The sequence below is a fragment of the Caulobacter sp. GW821-FHT10F06 genome, from assembly GCF_058809215.1.
Window position 1 is genome coordinate 554,658 of sequence record NZ_JBXASK010000001.1, and the last position, 17,693, is coordinate 572,350.

15 protein-coding genes are annotated in these 17,693 nt (G+C 69.1%); 10 read left to right on the forward strand and 5 right to left on the reverse strand.

From position 1 onward, the window contains the following. Positions 1-2 precede the first annotated feature (2 nt). Complete coding sequence (locus AC1RUS_RS02555) at positions 3-449, forward strand: NUDIX domain-containing protein (protein WP_492912704.1); 447 nt, start codon at positions 3-5, stop codon at positions 447-449. A 122-nt stretch (positions 450-571) separates the two neighbouring features. Here the strand turns inward: AC1RUS_RS02555 and AC1RUS_RS02560 are convergent, their stop codons facing one another. The 3 genes from AC1RUS_RS02560 to pepN form a co-directional block, all read right to left on the reverse strand. After that, positions 572-943, reverse strand: coding sequence for a UrcA family protein (locus AC1RUS_RS02560; protein ID WP_492912706.1), 372 nt, complete (start codon positions 941-943; stop codon positions 572-574). Positions 944-1,092: 149 nt separating this feature from the next. Then, positions 1,093-3,645, reverse strand: coding sequence for a cell cycle histidine kinase PleC (gene pleC / locus AC1RUS_RS02565; protein ID WP_492912708.1), 2,553 nt, complete (start codon positions 3,643-3,645; stop codon positions 1,093-1,095). 138 nt (positions 3,646-3,783) lie between these two features. Then, on the reverse strand, positions 3,784-6,375 hold the full coding sequence (gene pepN / locus AC1RUS_RS02570; protein ID WP_492912710.1) for an aminopeptidase N: 2,592 nt from the start codon (positions 6,373-6,375) through the stop codon (positions 3,784-3,786). 190 nt (positions 6,376-6,565) lie between these two features. On the opposite strand from pepN, the gene AC1RUS_RS02575 reads away from it, so the two are divergent. The 3 genes from AC1RUS_RS02575 (at position 6,566) to AC1RUS_RS02585 (ending at position 8,712) form a co-directional block, all read left to right on the forward strand. After that, complete coding sequence (locus tag AC1RUS_RS02575; protein WP_492912712.1) at positions 6,566-7,219, forward strand: OmpW/AlkL family protein; 654 nt, start codon at positions 6,566-6,568, stop codon at positions 7,217-7,219. Between the two features lie 59 nt (positions 7,220-7,278). Next, positions 7,279-7,773 carry a YkgJ family cysteine cluster protein gene (locus AC1RUS_RS02580; protein ID WP_492912714.1) on the forward strand — a complete coding sequence of 165 codons (495 nt, stop codon included), beginning with the start codon at positions 7,279-7,281 and terminating at the stop codon, positions 7,771-7,773. Between the two features lie 177 nt (positions 7,774-7,950). Beyond that, the gene (locus AC1RUS_RS02585) at positions 7,951-8,712 is read left to right on the forward strand and encodes a c-type cytochrome (RefSeq protein WP_492912969.1); all 762 of its coding nucleotides are present in this window, start codon (positions 7,951-7,953) and stop codon (positions 8,710-8,712) included. A 24-nt stretch (positions 8,713-8,736) separates the two neighbouring features. Here AC1RUS_RS02585 and AC1RUS_RS02590 read toward each other — a convergent pair whose 3' ends face one another. After that, complete coding sequence (locus AC1RUS_RS02590) at positions 8,737-9,300, reverse strand: hypothetical protein (RefSeq protein ID WP_492912716.1); 564 nt, start codon at positions 9,298-9,300, stop codon at positions 8,737-8,739. 145 nt (positions 9,301-9,445) lie between these two features. Between AC1RUS_RS02590 and AC1RUS_RS02595 the strand changes: the two genes are divergently transcribed. The 6 genes from AC1RUS_RS02595 (at position 9,446) to AC1RUS_RS02620 (ending at position 15,818) form a co-directional block, all read left to right on the forward strand. Beyond that, the gene (locus AC1RUS_RS02595) at positions 9,446-10,561 is read left to right on the forward strand and encodes an acyl-CoA dehydrogenase family protein (RefSeq protein WP_492912718.1); all 1,116 of its coding nucleotides are present in this window, start codon (positions 9,446-9,448) and stop codon (positions 10,559-10,561) included. A gap of 123 nt (positions 10,562-10,684) precedes the next feature. Then, positions 10,685-11,908, forward strand: coding sequence for an acyl-CoA dehydrogenase family protein (locus tag AC1RUS_RS02600; RefSeq protein ID WP_492912720.1), 1,224 nt, complete (start codon positions 10,685-10,687; stop codon positions 11,906-11,908). Positions 11,909-12,122: 214 nt separating this feature from the next. Continuing rightward, positions 12,123-13,634, forward strand: a complete 1,512-nt coding sequence (locus AC1RUS_RS02605) for a tetratricopeptide repeat protein (RefSeq protein WP_492912722.1) — start codon at positions 12,123-12,125, stop codon at positions 13,632-13,634. Beyond that, a complete protein-coding gene (locus tag AC1RUS_RS02610; RefSeq protein WP_492912724.1) occupies positions 13,631-15,145 on the forward strand; it encodes a right-handed parallel beta-helix repeat-containing protein in 1,515 nt (504 codons plus the stop codon). Before AC1RUS_RS02605 ends, AC1RUS_RS02610 begins: the two co-directional genes overlap by 4 nt. Then, complete coding sequence (locus AC1RUS_RS02615) at positions 15,142-15,663, forward strand: hypothetical protein (protein ID WP_492912726.1); 522 nt, start codon at positions 15,142-15,144, stop codon at positions 15,661-15,663. The genes AC1RUS_RS02610 and AC1RUS_RS02615 overlap by 4 nt, the downstream gene beginning before the upstream one ends. Beyond that, positions 15,657-15,818, forward strand: coding sequence for a hypothetical protein (locus AC1RUS_RS02620; RefSeq protein WP_492912728.1), 162 nt, complete (start codon positions 15,657-15,659; stop codon positions 15,816-15,818). Before AC1RUS_RS02615 ends, AC1RUS_RS02620 begins: the two co-directional genes overlap by 7 nt. A 34-nt stretch (positions 15,819-15,852) precedes the next feature. On the opposite strand, the gene AC1RUS_RS02625 is transcribed toward AC1RUS_RS02620, so the two are convergent. Next, positions 15,853-17,670, reverse strand: coding sequence for a DUF885 domain-containing protein (locus tag AC1RUS_RS02625; RefSeq protein ID WP_492912730.1), 1,818 nt, complete (start codon positions 17,668-17,670; stop codon positions 15,853-15,855). Positions 17,671-17,693 lie beyond the last annotated feature (23 nt).

A 17,693-nucleotide genomic window follows, 5' to 3' on the forward strand; every position in this document is an offset into this window, starting at 1 on the left:
ACTTGCTGTCGTTCGGCAAGGCGGCGCCGGGGCTCGACTATCTCGATCGCCCGGCGGCCTTCGGCGTCGTCGAGAACGCCCAGGGACAGATCGCCCTGGTGCGGGTCTCCAAACCCGCCAAGCCGCCCTATTTCGACCTGCCCGGCGGGGCGGTGGACGGCGAGGAGACCGAACCCCAGGCCGTCGTGCGCGAGTTCGGCGAGGAGACCGGCCTGGTGGTCGCGGTCGATCGCCTGATCGTCGAGGTCTCGCAGCACTTCCTGAGGTCGGACGGTCAGCCCGTTCGCAATTGCGGCGGCGTGCATGTCGCGCGGCAGGTCGGGTTCGAGCCCTCGCTCAAGGTCGAGGACGACCATGAACTGGTCTGGCTGGATCCGCGCGACGCGGTGGTCGCCCTGCGCCACGACGCCCATGCCTGGGCGGTCGCAGCGTGGATGCGTCAGGCGTAGCGTGGACCTCGCCCTTCGACAGGCTCAGGGTGAGGTCCATGGATAGGCGGCGTCCATAGAAACCTCATCCTGAGCTTGTCGAAGGACGAGGTTTCAGCTCCGCGAGCGGCTGTCGGTATGCTCTAGAACAGGCCCAGCGAGCGCGTGGCGAAGGCCGAGGGCTGGGCCCGGCGGGCGGTCTTCAGGTCGTTGCGTTGCTTGCGGCTGAGCTCGGCCCGGACGTCGGCGTTGAAGTCCACGATGCAGGCGCGGATCGACAGGCCGCGCAGGCGCTCGGCGTGGGTGCGGGCGGCGCAGACCTCGTCGGCGGCGGCTTCGACGCGATTGACGAACTCGGCGGCGTCGGCGGGATGCGACAGCTTCAGATCGCCGACGGCGATGCGGATCGTCGGCTGGGCGCGCTCGGCGGCGTGGGCGGCGGTCAGGCCGACGATCGGCGTCGCGGCCAGGGCCAAGGCGGCCACGGCGGCCAGACGGTTGATGAACTTGCCCATGTGAAACTCTCCCTCGATCTGGCGCCGGCGGCGCGTTGCGATGGGGAGGGTTTAGAACCGCGTTCCGCGAAAAGCCCGTTACGTCGGGTTCATGACGCCGAATTAAGTCTATGAAAGAAAAGTAATATTCAGTTCGGCAGGTGAAGTGATCAGGCGGCGACGAAGTCGCGGGCCTGGCCCAGGTCGCTCTGGCGGACCGGCAGGATGAAGCTGACGGTGGTGCCTTCCCCGGGGGTGCTGGTCATGTCCAGCGCGCCGTCGTGCATCTCGATCAGCGACTTGGTCAGGGCCAGGCCCAGGCCCGTGCCCTGGGTGGTCTTTGACAGCTGGCTTTCCACCTGTTCGAACGGGCGGGCCAGGCGAGACAGGTCTTCCTTGGCGATGCCGATGCCGGTGTCGGTCACCGAGACCCTGACGCGCTCGCCCAGCGGATCGCGGCGCATCTCGGCGCGGATGGTGACGCTGCCGGCCCGGGGCGTGAACTTGATGGCGTTGGACAGCAGGTTCAGCAGCACCTGCTTGACCGCGCGATAATCGGCCTCGATCTCGGGCAGCTGCGGGAAGTCGATCTCCAGCTTCAGGCCGGCGGCCTCGGCGCGGTTGCGGACCAGGCGCACGGCGTCCTCGGCGACGTCCTCCAGATGAATCGGCTCGAACTTCAGGTTCATCTTGCCGGCCTCGATCTTGGACATGTCGAGGATGTCGTTGATCAGGGCCAGCAGGTGCTGGCCGGAATTGTGGATGTCGAGGCTGTAGCCCTTGTAGCGCTGGTCGCCCAGCGGACCGAACATCTCGTTCATCATGATCTCGGAGAAGCCGTTGATGGCGTTCAGCGGCGTGCGCAGCTCGTGGGACATGTTGGCCAGGAACTCGCTCTTGGCCTTGTTGGCGCCCTCGGCCTTGACCTTCTCCATCTCGTACTTGCGGGCCAGCTCGGCCAACTGGTCCTGGCTGCGCTCCAGGCCGGTCACGGCGTGCTGCAGCTGCTCCTCGTTGAGGCGGCGGGCCTCTTCCTGGTTCTTGATGGCCGTGATGTCGGCGGCGGTCATCACCAGGCCGCCTTCGGCCGTGCGGCGCTCGCTGATCTGGATCCAGCGGCCGTCGTTGAGCTCGGCCTCGCGCACGCCCTTGGCGCCGTCCGGGGCCGGGTGGTCCTGCTTGATGGCCAGGGCCGCAAAGCGGTTGACCTCGGCCCGCGCGGCGCCGGGCTTGAGCAGCTTGGGCTCCAGCGAGAAGACGCTGCGGTAGTTGCGGTTGCACATCAGCAGCCGGCCCTGGCGATCCCACAGGACGAAGGCTTCCGACACGCTTTCGATGGCGTCGCGCAGGCGGTTCTCGGCGGCCTGGGCGCGGGCCTGGGCCAGCCGCTCCTCGGTGACGTCCAGCGCCACGCCGATGATGCGGACATAGCCGTCCTCGCCCGGCTTGCCGAAGCCCTGGCCACGGGCGTCGACCCAGATCGAGCGACCGCCCTGCTGGGTGGCCGGGACACGGAACGACACGTCGAACGCGCCGTACATGGCCGCGTTGGCCAGGGCCTGGCGGACGCGTTCGCGGTGATCGATCGAGATGCGCTCCAGCATCTCCTGGCCCGAGACGATGCCGCCGCCGCCCCAGCCGAACATCGCGCCGGTGACGTCGGACAGGAACACCTGGTCGCCGCGCAGGTCCCACTCCCAGATGCCGCAGCGGGCGGCTTCGACGGCGAGGCGGAAGCGCTGCTCGCTGTCGACGAATTCCCGGTGCTGGGCCTCGACCTTGCGGCTCTGCATCATCAGCATCAGCGCCAGGGCGATGCCGACGGCCAGCGGGGCTAGCAGCGTGAAGGCGCCTTCCATGAAGCGTCGGTCGATATTGGCCACGGTGCTGGACGGCGCGCCGGCCACGGCCAGCAGCGCGCCTTCGGCCAGCGGTTGGATGGCGACGTCCAGGGCCGAGCCGTCCGCGCCTTCGCCGCGCAGGGCGGCCAGGTCGCCGGTGACGTCCTCCATCGACAGGGCGAAGGCTTCCTTGAAGGTCTTGGCGCCCTGGGCCGAGCGGCCCTGTGACGCGACCAGCGAACCATCGGGCAGGGCGATGGCGCGAGAGCCGCCCTTGCCGGGGTCGCTGACCAGGCGGTTGGGATCGCCGCTGGCGATGATGAAGGCGCGGCCCACATTGGCCGGCGCGACGGTGGCGACGTAGAGGCGGCCGGATTCGCCCGCCGAGCCCACCCAGGTCGAGCGGCCTGACTGGCCGGCGGCGCGGGCGGCGGCCTTCCAGTCGGCGCTGTCGTCGCGACCGGCGACGGCCAGGGCGCCGGTCGGGCTGGCGACGGCCACGGCCATGGCTTCGCCGCCGCTGGCGCGCAGGGCGATCTCGGCGGCGTCCATGGTCGAGGCGGGGTCGCGTTGCAGGATGTCGGAGGCGGCCGAGAGGCCGGCGCGCTGGGCGGCCAGATTGGTTTCGATGCGGCCGGCGACGAGGTTGGCCTCGGCCGCCAGCGGAGCCCCGCCGGACGGCGTGCGAGCTTCCTTCTGCAGGCGCAGCACGCCGAAGGCGGTGTAGACGGCCAGCAGCAGCAGGGCGGCGAGGATCGCCACGCGCACATAGGCCTGCGACGGCGAACGTGTGGTCTTTGACCGCACGGCGCCCGCCACGGCAGGTCCGGCTCCCGCCGGCCTCCCGGGTCTCGCAGCCCCAACTCGCAAAATGGCTCCCATGGTCCCCTGGCGAGTCACTTCGCCAACATGGTGAATCTACCGCACGGGCGACCGCCGCGTCACGGCCGATCACCCAATTTGGCGGGGGATGAGCCTATTGGTCGCAATCGCCCCTTGGGCGACTCTGTTTAGGACTGATCAGTCCAGAGCCTTGGTCGCCAGTTCCAGCACGTTCTTGGACAGGCCCGCATGGGCGGCGACGCCCTTCAGCGCCTCGCGCATCTGGGCGCCCAGCGCCTCGGGATAGCGCCGCCAACCGCCCAGCGCCTCGACCAGGCGGGCCGCGGTCATCGGGTTGTAGGCGTCCACGGCCAGGATCTTTTCGGCCAGGAAGCGATAGCCCGCGCCGCTGGGATCATGGAACCGCGCCGGGTTGAAGTTGGCGAAGGTCGAGACCAGGGCCCGGAAGCGGTTGGGGTTCTGGGCGTCGAAATCGGCGTGCCTCGTCAGGGCGACGATGCGCTCCAGAACGTCCGGCGACGGATCGCGGGCCTGGACGGCGAACCACTTGTCCAGCACCAGCGGCTCCTCGCGCCACTTGGCGTGGAAGGCGGCCAGGGCTTCGTCGCGCGGCGCGCCGCCGATCTGGACCAGGGCGTTCAGGGCGCCCATGGCGTCGGTCATGTTGGCGGCGGCCTGGAAGTGGCCGACGATGCGCTCGACATTGATCGTATGCGGATCGGCCGCCAGCAGGTCGGCGCAGGCGTTGCGCAGGGCGCGCTTGCCGGCCGCCGCGGCGCTGGCCGAGAACTCGCCGGACCCCTGGAGTTCGCCATGCAGCCGGCGCAGCAGGTCGCCCAGATGGACGGCGATGCGGTTGCGCAGGGTGTCGCGCGCCTCGTGGATCGCGGCCGGATCGGCGGGCTCCATGGCCAGCGACAGGTCCGGCTCGCTGGGCAGGGCCAGGAGCAGGGCCTTGAACGCCGGCTCGGAGGCCTCGTCGACCAAGGCGCGTCCGAGCGCGTCGGCATAGCGTTCCTCGCCCACTTCGTCGGCGGCGCCCGCAGCGCGCGACAGGATCAGCTCGCGGGCCAGGGTCTGGCCGGCTTCCCAACGGTTGAAGAGGTCGGGGTCGGCGGCGAACAGGGCGTAGCGGTCGACCGGCCGGGCGTCCGTCGTCAGGTTCACCGGGGCTGAGAAGCCACGCAGGGCCGAGATCACCGGGGCGGCGGCGACACCCTCCCAGCGCACGGTCTTGGTCGGGCCGTCCAGCACCACCACCTCGCTGTCGCGCAGCACCGCACCGTCGGCGTCGAGCAGGCCGATGGTCACCGGGATCGGCAGGGCCTTCTTGGTCGGCTGGCCCGGCGTCGGCGCGGTGGCCTGGGTCAGGGTCAGCTCCAGCGACCGGGTCGCCTCGTCATAGGCGCTGGTCAGCGTCACGGCCGGGGTGCCGGCCTGTTCGTACCAGGCGAAGAAATCGGTCAGGTCGCGGCCCGAGGCGTCGGCGAAGCACGCGATAAACGCTTCAACTGTGGTGGCCTCGCCGTCGTGGCGCTCGAAATAGAGATCCGCGCCCTTCCGGAACGCGTCAGCGCCCAGCAGGGTCTTCAGCATCCGGATGATCTCCGCGCCCTTCTCGTAGATGGTCGCGGTGTAGAAGTTGTCGATCTTCATGTAGCTGGACGGCCGCACCGGGTGGGCCAGCGGACCGGCGTCCTCGGCGAACTGTCGGGCGCGCAGAGCCCGCACGTCCTTGATCCGCTGCACGGCCGCGCCGCGCTGGTCGGCGCTGAAGCTCTGGTCGCGGAAGACGGTGAAGCCCTCCTTCAGGCACAGCTGGAACCAGTCGCGGCAGGTGATGCGGTTGCCGGTCCAGTTGTGGAAGTACTCGTGGGCCACGACCGCCTCGATGCGCTCGTAGTCCTGATCGGTGGCGGTCTCCGGATCGGCGAGGAGGAGCGAGCTGTTGAAGATGTTCAGCCCCTTGTTCTCCATGGCCCCGAAGTTGAAGTCGCGAACGGCGACGATCATGAACAGGTCCAGGTCGTATTCGCGGCCGAACGCCTCTTCGTCCCACTTTATCGAGCGCTTGAGGCTGTCCATGGCGTAGGCGCCGCGGGGGGCCTGGCCGACATCGACGAACACCTTCAGGGCGATGGTCCGCCCGGTCATGGTGATGAAGCTGTCCTCCAGCACGTCCAGCTCGCCGGCCACCAGGGCGAACAGATAGGCGGGCTTCGGGAAGGGGTCGTTCCAGACGGCGTAGTGGCGGCCGCCGTCGAGCTCGCCGCTCTCGACCAGGTTGCCGTTGCTCAGCAGGTGGCGGAAGGCGGTGTCGGCCTCGATTCGGGCGGTGTAGCGCGAGAGCACATCCGGGCGGTCGGGGAAGAAGGTGATGGTGCGGAAGCCCTCGGCTTCGCACTGGGTGCAGAAGCGGCCGCCCGACATGTAGAGGCCCATCAGCGCCTTGTTGGCGGCCGGGGCGATCTCGACCTCGGTGGTCAACACGAAGGCGTCAGGCAGGTCGGCGATGGTCAGGAATTCGCTGTCGAGCGTGTAGTCCGAGGCGCTTAAGGTCCGACCGTCGACCGCGGCCGAGATCAGCTTCAGCCGTTCGCCGTTCAGCACCAGGGGCTCGCCCGCGTCGCCCGTACGTCGGATCGACAGCGTCGCCTTCACCCGGGTGGCGTTCGGCTGCAGGTCGAAGACCAGGTCGGTGGTCTCGATGGCGAACGGGAAGGGGCGATAGTCCTGAAGGCGGACGGCCTGGGGCGTTTCGGTGCGCATGAGGCCAATGTAGTCAGCCGCGGGCGCTCCGGCGAGAGTCCTTGGGCAATAAGGCCTCGGCTAATTTGCCGGCGGCGATATCCACAAAATCTGTGCGGACTTGTTCCGGATCAAGGATGGACGCCACTGGCGGGCGCAATCCCCTGGCGGACGCGCGAAGACGCGTCCGCTTCGAAGAAGGGGATACAAGATGTCCGTCTCTACCCGTCTGGCCCTGACCTGCGCAGTCAGCCTGCTGGCCGTTTCCGCCGCCAATGCCCAGGAGGCCGTCAGGCCCAAGGCCAAGGGCGATCTGGTCCTGAACGTCCGCATCACCGACGTGGCCCCCGACGCGGGCGACGCGATCCTAACCGCCGCCGGCGCGGCCTCGGGCCTGAAGGCCAACGTCAACGACGACATCAAGCCGACCCTGGGCCTGACCTACTTCCTGACCGAAAAGCTGGCCGTCGAGGTGATCGCCGGCACGACCCAGCACACGGTCAAGGCGGTGGGACCTGGAACCGAGGTGGCGGTCCACAAGACCTGGGTGCTGCCGCCGGTGGTGTCGCTGCAGTATCACCCGTTCCCGGCGGCGCGCTTCAGCCCCTATGTCGGGGCCGGCGTCAACTACATGCTGTTCTACGGCGACAAGGACCTGAACGGCTTCAAGGTGAAGCTGGACGACGGCTTCGGCTACGCTCTGCAGGTCGGGGCCGACGTGCCGCTGAACCCGCGCTACAACCTCAACCTCGACGTCAAGAAGGTGTGGTTCGAGACCGACGCCGCGATCAACGGCGGGGCGCTGAAATCGAAAGTGAACCTGGACCCGCTCGTGGCCTCGGTCGGGGTCGGATATCGGTTCTGATACATACGCCGTGTACGAACGTCTCGCCGTTGCGCTGACGGCGGGAGTTCGACGAGGCGATGGCGGAACGGGAGTGCGGGGCGTGCGGCCAGTGCTGCAAGCTGATCGGCGTGCGCGAGCTGGAAAAGGCTCCGCACGTCTGGTGCCGCTATTACCGGAAGGGCAAGGGCTGCGAGGTCTATGAGGTTCGGCCCGAGGGCTGTGGCCAGTTCGCCTGCGACTGGCTGCTGGACAAACGGCTCGACGACGGCTGGCGGCCCGACCGCAGCGGCTTCATCCTGCACGCCGGCGAGGGCGGCCGGGTGATCAATGTCGAGCTGGATCCCGCTCAGCCCAGCGCCTGGAAGCGCGCGCCCTACGAGGCGGTGCTGCGGGCCTGGGCCACCGAGGGCGCGTCGCAGGGCATGGAGGTGCTGGTCTGGACCGGCCGACGCTGCGTGAGGCTGAGGCCCGGCGGCGGCGAAATCGACCTGGGCGTCGTGCGGCCGCCCGTCATGTTCAAGGCGCACGACCGGTTGAGGCGTCCGGGCTCCGGCCGCGACTGGCCGGTTTAAGACGACGCTCGCGCATCGCCTTCAAAGCTTGGACACGCCTGGAGGTTGGGATGAGCCCCGCCTTCACCAAGGCCGCCTTTCGCCCCGACGGGACGTTGCCGCCAGGCGCTGACAATGCCACGCTCGTCTCGCTTTGCGTGGGGGCTGAACATTTCAAAGGTTCGTGTTTTGGCGGTCATGCTGGCGGCGGGGCTCGCGATGGGCTTGGCCGCGTGCTCGGCGCAACGCGCCGATGCGGGGCGCGGACGCGAGTTGGCGAGGGCCTTGGGATGCGGAGACTGCCATGGCTCCGATTTCAGCGGGCATAAGGTTTCCCACGACGACAAGATCGCGGTGCTCTACAGCGCCAATCTGACCCGAGCCGTGCCGTCCTACTCGGACGAGGCTTTGCGAACCGTGCTCACCACTGGCCTGAGGCCGGACGGAACGCGGCTCTGGCAAATGGACGCCGCGCCCTATGCGGTTCTGTCGACGCAAGACATGACCGCTCTGATCGCATTTCTCCGGACCGTGCCGCCCGTCGGGCAGGCTCATCCCCGCATCAAGACCAGCCTGACCTTCGACCAGCTTGTGCTGTCCGGTCAGGTGCGGCCGGAGTCTTTGAGCTTGGCGCAGGACCTGGCTCATCCGCCCGCGGCGCTGGGCGCCGACCTCGAGCGCGGCCGCTATCTGGCGCGAACCCTTTGCGCCGGCTGCCATGCTCCGAGCCTGCGCGGCTTTCAGCCGCCCCAACCGGGTGACCCGCCAGACCTTGCGGTGGTCGGCGCTTACAGTCGCGCGCAATTCCAAACCCTGCTGCACGAAGGGCGCGGGCGCGCCGATCGCGACGTCGGCGAGATGGGCGAGGCGGCGCGACTGCGTTTCGCGGGCCTGCCGAAGGCGGACGTCGACGCACTCTACGACTATCTCAGCGCCTGGGGGCGGCGCCGACCGAGCTAGGCGGCGCCTCCCCAAGCCTCGTGTTTAGTCCTCGGCTTTTGCGCCCGTGCTGTCGGCCGCCGGAACCTCGTGCAGATAGCGTTCGATGGCCGAGGCTTGTTGGGCCAGGGCGGCGAGGGCGGGTGGGGCGTCTTCCGGGTGATCGGCGACCAGCTCCAGCACCTGCTTGGCGATGGCGTGCAGGCGCGGGGCGCTGGCGATCAGCCGGGCCTGGAACTCGATCTTGCGCGGGTCGCGATCGTATTCGGCCCCCGGCGTGCGCCAGCCGCCCCAGTCGTTGGGATCGGTGACCACCACCGGATAGGTGCCGGGATAGGGATGGTGGACGCAGTCGCTTTCCTGCTGCCACTTGTTGCGGGCCCGCAGGACGCGCCAGTTATCGACCATGCCCCCGGCCTTGGGGTCGATGGCGTCTTCCGGCTTCAGCTCGTGGGCGTGGAATTCGCGGCCCAGGCCGACGTCGTAGGTGACGCGCACGGGCTCGTCGAAGCCCTTGGCCCAGATCGGCACGATGCGCTCGATGGTCGCCCAGGCGCCGACGCTTTCGACCCACACCTTCTGGTTCCGCTGATAGACGGTCTTGGCCATGGGCCCCTTGGACGCGACGTGAACTGAACAGGCGTCATAAGAACCTGAAATCCTTGACGCCGGGTCAATCTTTCCCTGCGGCGCAAGGTCGGTCAGGGTGGCGTGCGAGACGGGCCGCTCAGAGCCTCGTCCAGGGAGGCGTCCAGTGGATTTCGACTTTTCCGACGACCAGAAGTTCCTGAAGGACGAGGCGCGCAAGTTCCTCGACGGCCGCTGCGGCCCCGCCGTCGTGCGCGGCGTGCTGGATGACGCCAGCCGTTCGTTCGACCAGGACCTGTGGACGGCCGTTGCCGAGCAGGGCTGGCTGGGCGCCTGCATCCCTGAAGAGTTCAACGGCCTGGGCCTTGGTCGCGTCGAGCTGTGCGCCATCGCCGAGGAACTGGGCCGCGCCGTCGCGCCGATCCCGTTCGCTTCGACGGTCTATTTCCTGGCCGAGGGCGTGATGGCGTTCGGCAGCGAGGCCCAGAAGGCCGCCGTGCTGCCGCGCATCGCCGCCGGCGAGCTGATCGGCTGCCTGGCGACTTCGGAAGGGCCGGGCGTGGTCAACGCCTCATCGCTGGCCTGCCGGGTCGAGGGCGGCAAGTTGACGGGCGTGAAGATCCCGGTCACCGACGGCGACGTCGCCGACACGGCCCTGGTGCTGGCCAGCGAGGGCGGCAAGCCAGGCCTGTTCCTCGTCGACCTGAAGGCCTCGGGTGTCACGCGCGAGACGCTCAAGAGCCTGGACCCCACCCGCGGCGTGGCCAAGCTGACCTTCGACGGCGCGGCCGCCGAGCGGGTGGGCGAGGCGGGCGCCGGCTTCGAGCTGGTGCAGGCGATCCTCGACCGCGCCGCCGTGCTGCTGGCCTTCGAGCAACTGGGCGGCGCCGACCGCTGCCTGGAGATGGCCAAGGAATACGCCCTGGGCCGCTACGCGTTTGGCCGCGTCATCGCCGGCTATCAGGCGATCAAGCACAAGCTGGCCGACATGTACGTCAAGAACGAGGTCGCCCGCTCCAACGCCTATTACGGCGCCTGGGCGCTGAACGTGGACGCGCCGGAGCTGCCGATCGCCGCCTCGGCCGCCCGCATCGCCGCCTCCGACGCCTACTGGTTCGCCAGCAAGGAGAGCATCCAGGTGCATGGCGGCATGGGCTTCACCTGGGACGTCGACTGCCACCTCTACTACCGGCGATCGCGCCAGCTCAGCCTCGTGGCCGGCGCGCCGCGGGTCTGGAAGGAGCGGCTGGTCAGCCAGCTCGAGAAGAAGAACGCGGCCTGAAATCGCTGTCATCCCGGCCAAGCGCGTAGCGCGCCGAGCCGGGACCACGGCAAGCGCCGGCGTTTCCGGCGGTCCCGGCTCTCCGCTTTGCTGCGGCCGGGATGACAAGTTTGGAGAAGCAAGATGGACTTCAACGATTCCCCCGAAGAAGCCGCCTATCGTGAGAAGGCCCGCGCCTGGCTGGTCGAGAACGCCGCCGCGCACCGCGCCCAGGTCGGCGATCCCAAGCCGAACACGCCCGAGCACATGGCCGCCGCCAAGAGCTGGCAGGCGCGCAAGGCCTCGGGCGGCTACGCCTGCATCACCTGGCCGGCCGCCATCGGCGGGGGCGGCGGGACGCCGATCCAGTCGGTGATCTTCGGGCAGGAAGAGGCCAAGGCCGGCGTCTCCTACGGCTACTTCACCATCGGCCTGGGCATGTGCGTGCCCACGGTGATGGCCTTCGCCGACACCGACACCAAGAAGCGTTTCGTCTCTCCCGCCGTGAAAGGCGAGGAGATCTGGTGCCAGCTGTTCTCCGAACCGGCCGGCGGTTCCGACGTGGCGGCCCTGCGCACGCGGGCGGTCAAGGACGGCGACGAGTGGGTCATCAACGGCCAGAAGGTCTGGACCACCGGCGCCCACTACTGCGACTACGGCATCCTGCTGACCCGGACCGATCCCGATGTGCCCAAGCACAAGGGCCTGACGATGTTCTGGATCGACATGCGCGACGCCGCCGTCGAGTGCCGACCCATCCATCAGATGTCCGGCGGTCGCGAGTTCAACGAGGTCTATTTCACCGACCTGCGCGTGAAAGACAGCCAGCGTCTGGGCGAAGTGGGCGACGGCTGGAAGGTGGCCCTGGTCACCCTGATGAACGAGCGCCTGGCCGTGGGCGGCTCGTCGGGCCCCAACTATCGCGAGATCATGGGCCTGGCCCGCGAGCTGACCGGCGCCACCGGCCCGGCGCTGAAGGACAACGCCTTCCGCGAGAAGCTGGCCGACTGGTACGTGCAGTCCGAGGGTCTGAAGTTCACCCGCTTCCGCACCATGACCGCCCTGTCGCGCGGCCAGACGCCGGGACCGGAAAGCTCGATCGGCAAGATCATCGCGGCCAACCAGATGCAGGACCTGGCCAACACCGCCGTCGAGATGGAGGACCAGTACGGCATCCTGGTCGATCCGGATCAGGCGCCGGCCGAGGCGGCGTTCCAGCAGAGCCTGATGTGGGCTCCCGGGCTGCGCATCGCCGGCGGCACCGACGAGATCCTCAAGAACATCATCGCCGAACGCGTTTTGGGTCTGCCCGGCGATGTGCGCGTCGACAAGGACGTGGCCTTCAAGGACATGCCGACCGGACGGTAAAGCGACGTCATTTCGTCACGAATCCTGAGCGTCGGTCGCCGATCCGACGCTCATTTTCGCGTGCCGGGCGAAATCCCGAAAACGGGCATTTCCGTCGTCTTCGTAACCTGATGAAACATGACTCGCCCAACACGGGTGCATGAACTTGACAGTCCCCGGGGGCGGGCACATGAGTTCTCTGGAGATATGGTTAACGGCGTGCTGAGGGGGAGTGATGCACGAAACCAGCGACGCTGTTTCGCGCCTTGTAGCGCTCCAAGGCCGCCTGTTTCGGGCGGTTTCGGAGCGTAGCCATCTGCTGCGCCGCATTCCGCTCGGTGCGGTGGTGGCCGCCGTGGTGATTCCCCTCGTGGGCTGCGACACCGGTCCCAACCTGTGGTTCCAGAAGCGCGCCAGCGCCTGCCCGCGCCCGCAGGCGGCCCAGGGCGTGTCTGGCCAGTTCAACCAGCAGCAGCAGGAAATCCGCGCCCTTCGTCAGGGCGGCTTCCGCGGCGACTTCTTCGCCCAACTGGAGCTGGCGCGCCGCTATGAGGGCCAGCGCTCGGTCGACAAGAACCTGGAAGATCCTGTCGAGGCGGCCGTCTGGTACGCCATGGCGCTGTCCAACGCCGGCGGCTATGCGCCGATCGCGGCCTATGAGCGTCGCGGCAAGGGCGAACCCAAGGCCCTGTCGCGCTTCGACGACTGCCGCGCCTTCGAGCGCCGCGCCGCCTATGGCGCGCTGGACCGCCTGCTGTCGCGGATGTCGACCGAGGAGCGCGAGAGCGTCCGCAACCGGGTGATCTACATCCTGTCCAGCCAGGGAGCCGACGGCTTCCGCGTGCTGGCCCGCATTCACGACGGCTTCTTCGGCCCGTATGGCGAACCGTCCGACAACCTCCAGGCCATCGAGGCCTATGGCAACCAGCGCCAGGCTGGCGCGCCCGCCGCGCTGGACCTGTTCCGCCGCAACGACGTCGACGCCTATCTCTACAATTACCTGGCGGTGCAGACCGGCGACGTGTCGGCCTATGTGATGCTCAAGGACTTCGAGCGCTCGTCGCCGCAGCGCGCCTCGTACGGCGGCTTCGTCGAGACCAAGGCCAAGCGCTGGATCCCGCCCTACGAATTCTATCCGCCGGAAAGCCCGGAATCGGGCGTGCCGCACTCGGATGAGTCCGACCAGTCGGGCGAGGCCAAGGAAGCGGCCCAGGCGCGCCTGAACGAGCTGCCCTTCGTCCACATCGGCGAGGCCCTGGCCTATCTGCGGGTGATCCCAGCCCCGCTGCTGGACGAGAAGCTGCTGACCACCAACGACGCCCAGACCTTCCAGTCGATGATCGGCCGTCCCGCGACGGGCCGCCTGACGCCGATCGAGAAGGTGCGGGCCATCGAGTATGCGGCCGTCAACGGCTCGTCCAAGGCCCAGCTGGTCCTGGCGGTGATGTACTCCGAAGGCGTGGGCGTGCCGCGCGACTACGCCCGCGCCTATCACTGGTACGAGGAAGCCGAACGCCAAGGCTCGGCCGAGGCCAAGTACGCCATGTCGACCTTCTTCTCGCTGGGCCTGCAGGGCGTGGCCGACCAGGATCGCGCCAAGGCCGTGGTCTACCAGCTGGACGGCGCCCTGGCCGGCTTCAAGCCGTCGGTCTGGCGCCTGCAGCAGCTGCTGGCCCAGGTCTCGCGTCCGCCCCGGCCCGCCGCCGATCGCGGCGGACGACCCTATATCGAAAGGGACTACCGATGAGCCGCCTCGGCCGCCTGCTGGCCCTCCTGGCCATGCTGACGCTCGGCCTCGTCGCCGCGCCCGAAGTCGCGTCCGCCTCGCCGGACGCCAAGATCGATCAACAGATCCGCCCGTGCTTCGGCCTGCTGATCGAGCCGAACCTCTCGCACGGCTGCAAGGTCCGCTACGCCAAGCCCAAGCCCTGCGCGCGCGGCTACTATCGCGTTCGCGGCCGCTGCGTGGCGGGGGGCGGCTACGGCCCCGGCGGTCGCCCGGTGCAGCGCGAGATCAACTGCGACTACGCCTATCCCGGCCAGATCAGCGACACCCTGGCGCGCCTCTATGACGGCGACGTCCTGACCCTGACCTCGACCGAGGGCGGCGCCTGCGTCGACTCGCTGAAGATCACCCAGTCGGTGACCATCGTCGTGCGCGACTACACGCCCTCGATCGACCGGCCGATCCTGGTGGCCCCCAGCGGCCAGCCGTGCATCACCATCGGCGCGGGCGTGTCCTACGTCGTGCTGGAAGGCCTGGGCATCGAGGCCAAGCGCGCCGGTCGCGAGTCGTGCATCACCGGCCGCGCCACCGAGCTGGCCCTGAAGGGCGTGACCATCCGCTATGACGGCGACGGCTCGGCCCTCGACGTCACCGACAGCCGGGTCGAGCTGGCCGACACGGTGTTCATCGGCCGCACCCGCCAGCCGGTCGTGAAGGCCTCGGGCGAGCTGGAGGTCTCCAATGTCGAGATCGCCGCCACCGCCATCGGCGCGGCGCTCGAGACCTCGGGCGACAGCCGCATGAAGGACGTCCGCGTCACCCGTCTGGGCGACTGGAGCGGTTCTGGCCGCACCCGCAACTCGGCCGGCTTCGTGCTTTCGGGCATGAACCGCCAGCAGCTGGTGCAGATCGACGGCCTCTATGTCGACGGTTTCTCGCGCGGGATCTACGTGTCGGGCGGCGACGAGACGACGCTGCTGCGGCCGGTGGTTCGCGACAGCGACTGGGCCATCGCGCTGGAGAACGCCAATCTGCGCGTGCTGGACGGTCAGCTGGAAGCGGTGGATGTAGGCCTCTATGTCGACTCCGGCGCCCTGTACGCGGCCGACAACAAGATCGTCGGCGTCATGCGCGCCGGTCTCTACGCCGAGAAGGGGGCCCAGATTCGGGCTCGCGACAACCGCGTCTTCGCCCGTCCCGGCGGCTGCGAGGCCCTGGTCACCGGCTATTTCGACGGCGCGCTGACCTGCCGGCCGTGGTTCGAGGCTCCGGAGATCTTCCGGACCCAACGCGACCTGGCCCGCCTCGACTACGACACCTACTGGCCCGCGCCCACGGTGCTGCCCGCCAGCGCCACGATCGACGAGGCCTCGGGCGGGTTCGCACCCGCGCCGCGGGACCCGGCCGCGCCGGGGGCTCCGACCTATTACAAGCTTCCCAGCGCCACCAGCGGCCCCAACGCCGGGGTTCCGATCTACACCAGCAAGCCGCCGCTCGCGGGCGCGCCCAAACCCGAAGGAGCTCCCCAATGAGCAAGCTCGTCACCGGTCTGGCCGTGCTCGTGATGGCCACCGCCTCGCTGTCCGTCACCCAGGTCCAGGCCCAGCCGCGCGGTCCCAGCGGCGGCCGGGGCGGTCCCTGCGGCGGACCCCTGGTCGGCGCCGCGCCCGACATCATGACCTATGACCGCGCGACCGGCACCCAGGTGTTCGTCGGCGGCGGCAAGGGCGGCGACGCCGACGTCTCGGCCTTCAACGCCCAGACCGGTTCGGCGGCGGCCCTGAAGGGCGACCTTTCCAAGCCAGGCCTGGTGTCGTCCTGCGCCGTCGACGGCTTCAGCCGCGACTCCTACAGCGTCAATTCCGATCGCCAGGGCCAGCTCAGCGTCACCAGCCGCGACGGTCGGGGCGAGCGCTGGGCCTTCACCCGCGCCGACGGCCGGGTCGAGATCTGGGATCCGCGCGACGACAACCGTTGCTTCAAGTCGGGCCTGGGCATCTTCTCGCAAGGTGGCGGTTTCGGCCGCTCGTCGGGCGCCGGCGGATGCTGAGGACGGCCGTGATCCTGGCGCTGGCGGCTTCGGCCCTGGGCGCCTGCGCCTCGCATGGCCATGGCGGCCCCCCCGGCGCCTATGCGCCATCGCCCTCGCGGGTGACGCCGCCCCCGCCGCCGATCGACGTGATCCGGCCGCAGGTCGGCGCCTAGGACGCTCCCCCGAGGGAGAGCGTCCGCGCGACGCCTAGGCCTTGGCCCGATCCGCCGTCCAGCGCCGAACCCGCGTTTCCAGGACCGGCAGCGGCAGGGCGCCCGCGCCCAGCACCGTGTCGTGGAAGCCCTTCAGGTCGAACTTGGCGCCCAAGGTCTGGCGGGCCTCCTGGCGCAGCGCCAGGATCTTGACCATCCCCACCTTGTACGAGGTCGCCTGGCCCGGCGTGACGAAGTAGCGGCGGATCTCCGAGCGGATCTTGCTGGCCGGCTGCGGCGAGTTGGCGGTGTAGAAGGCCAGGGCCTGGGCCTCGCTCCAGCCCTTGGCGTGGATGCCGGTGTCGACGACCAGCCGGATGCCGCGCCAGATCTCGCGGCCCAGCCGGCCGAAGTCGCTGTAAAGATCCTGGTAGAAGCCGGCCTCCTTGGCCAGCCGCTCCACATAGAGGCCCCAGCCCTCGATATAGGCGCCGTAGCCGTATTGGGTGCGGAACACCGGAATGCCGGTCATCTCCTGGGCCAGCGAGATCTGCAGGTGATGGCCCGGCCAGCCCTCGTGGTAGCAGGTGCCCTCGATCTCGTAGGTCGGGGTGGCGCGGACGTCGGAGAGGTGGACGTAGAACACGCCCGGCCGCGAGCCGTCCGGTGCGCCGGAGCTGTAGTGCGCCGCGCCGCCCGGCTCCTCACGGAAGGCCTCCACCCGCTTGACGATCAGGTCCGATTTCGGGAGCCGGCCGAAATAGTCCGGCAGCCGGGCCTTCATGCCGGCCAGATAGCCCTCGGCCAGCTTGAGGTAGCGCGCGCGGCCGGCGTCGTCGTTGCTGACATAGAAGCGGTCGTCGCTGCGCATGAAGGCGAAGAAGTCCTCCAGCGTGCCGGCAAAGCCGATCTTGGCTTTAAGGGTTTCCATCTCGCCGCGGATGCGAGCCACCTCGGCGAGGCCCAGCTGGTGGATCTCGTCGGCGGTCATGTCAGTGGTGGTCTGCTGGCGCAGCATGGCCTTGTAGAAGGCCGCGCCGTCCGGCAATGCGCCGACGCCCTGGGGCTCGGCCGAGGCGTTGGCGACGTCCGCCGCCAGCCAGGCGCCCAGCCGGTCGTAGGACGGCTTCATCTTCACCGTCATGGCGTCGGCCACGGCCTTCACGAAGGCTGAGGCCTGGGCGTCGTCGATCTTGCCCGCCGTCTTCAGCGCGGCGGTCTTGGCCTTGGCGTCGGCGAACAGGGCCGCGTCCGGACCGCCGTCGAACGGCGCGCCGACCGTCAGCCGCCGAACCTCTTCCCGCGATTGCTCGTAGGCGAAGCGGGGCATGCGCACGCCCGCCGCCGCCGAGCGCTTGGCGCGCTCCAGCTGCACGTCCAGGGCCGGACCGATAGCGGCGACGCGCTCGACATAGGCCTGCATGTCGGCCGGACTATCCACGCGGTGGGCGTTGATCAGGAAGTTGGGCAGGCCCGTATGCGGCCCGCCGCGATCGAAGACATAGGCGTGGCCGCGCCAGCGGTCGGCCTCTTCGGCCCGGCCCAGCTCCAGGGCCCACATGTCGTAGGAGGTGCGCGCGTCGTCGCCCAGCTTGGCCGGATCGAACTTGCGCTTCATCTCCGCCACGCTCTGCTTGCGCCAGGCCAGCCGCTTGGCCGCGGCGGCGTCGCTGCGGTCGGTCAGCTGGTTATTCAGCGTCTTGCGGCCCAGGCGCGTCAGGCGCTCTGGGTCCATGGCCAGCTCCTGTTCGAAGGCCGCGTCCAGATAGGCGGTCAGGGCCTTGTCCAGATCGCCCGCCGGCTGGGCGGCCAGGCTGGCTGGAACCAGGGCCGCCGTCGCGCCCAAACCAAAATCGCGTCGCGAAAGCCGCATCGGGAAGTCCTCGTGGAAAGACA

Bases quoted from the DNA above. Each gene is read 5' to 3' on its own strand.
- pepN (WP_492912710.1), bottom strand. From the start codon at position 6,375: ATGCGCACCGAAACGCCCCAGGCCGTCCGCCTTCAGGACTATCGCCCC.
- AC1RUS_RS02620 (WP_492912728.1), top strand. From the start codon at position 15,657: ATGCTGAGGACGGCCGTGATCCTGGCGCTGGCGGCTTCGGCCCTGGGC.
- AC1RUS_RS02605 (WP_492912722.1), top strand. From the start codon at position 12,123: ATGCACGAAACCAGCGACGCTGTTTCGCGCCTTGTAGCGCTCCAAGGC.
- AC1RUS_RS02615 (WP_492912726.1), top strand. From the start codon at position 15,142: ATGAGCAAGCTCGTCACCGGTCTGGCCGTGCTCGTGATGGCCACCGCC.
- AC1RUS_RS02585 (WP_492912969.1), top strand. From the start codon at position 7,951: ATGCTGGCGGCGGGGCTCGCGATGGGCTTGGCCGCGTGCTCGGCGCAA.
- AC1RUS_RS02560 (WP_492912706.1), bottom strand. From the start codon at position 943: ATGGGCAAGTTCATCAACCGTCTGGCCGCCGTGGCCGCCTTGGCCCTG.
- AC1RUS_RS02575 (WP_492912712.1), top strand. From the start codon at position 6,566: ATGTCCGTCTCTACCCGTCTGGCCCTGACCTGCGCAGTCAGCCTGCTG.
- AC1RUS_RS02625 (WP_492912730.1), bottom strand. From the start codon at position 17,670: ATGCGGCTTTCGCGACGCGATTTTGGTTTGGGCGCGACGGCGGCCCTG.
- pleC (WP_492912708.1), bottom strand. From the start codon at position 3,645: ATGGGAGCCATTTTGCGAGTTGGGGCTGCGAGACCCGGGAGGCCGGCG.
- AC1RUS_RS02610 (WP_492912724.1), top strand. From the start codon at position 13,631: ATGAGCCGCCTCGGCCGCCTGCTGGCCCTCCTGGCCATGCTGACGCTC.
- AC1RUS_RS02600 (WP_492912720.1), top strand. From the start codon at position 10,685: ATGGACTTCAACGATTCCCCCGAAGAAGCCGCCTATCGTGAGAAGGCC.
- AC1RUS_RS02580 (WP_492912714.1), top strand. From the start codon at position 7,279: ATGGCGGAACGGGAGTGCGGGGCGTGCGGCCAGTGCTGCAAGCTGATC.
- AC1RUS_RS02590 (WP_492912716.1), bottom strand. From the start codon at position 9,300: ATGGCCAAGACCGTCTATCAGCGGAACCAGAAGGTGTGGGTCGAAAGC.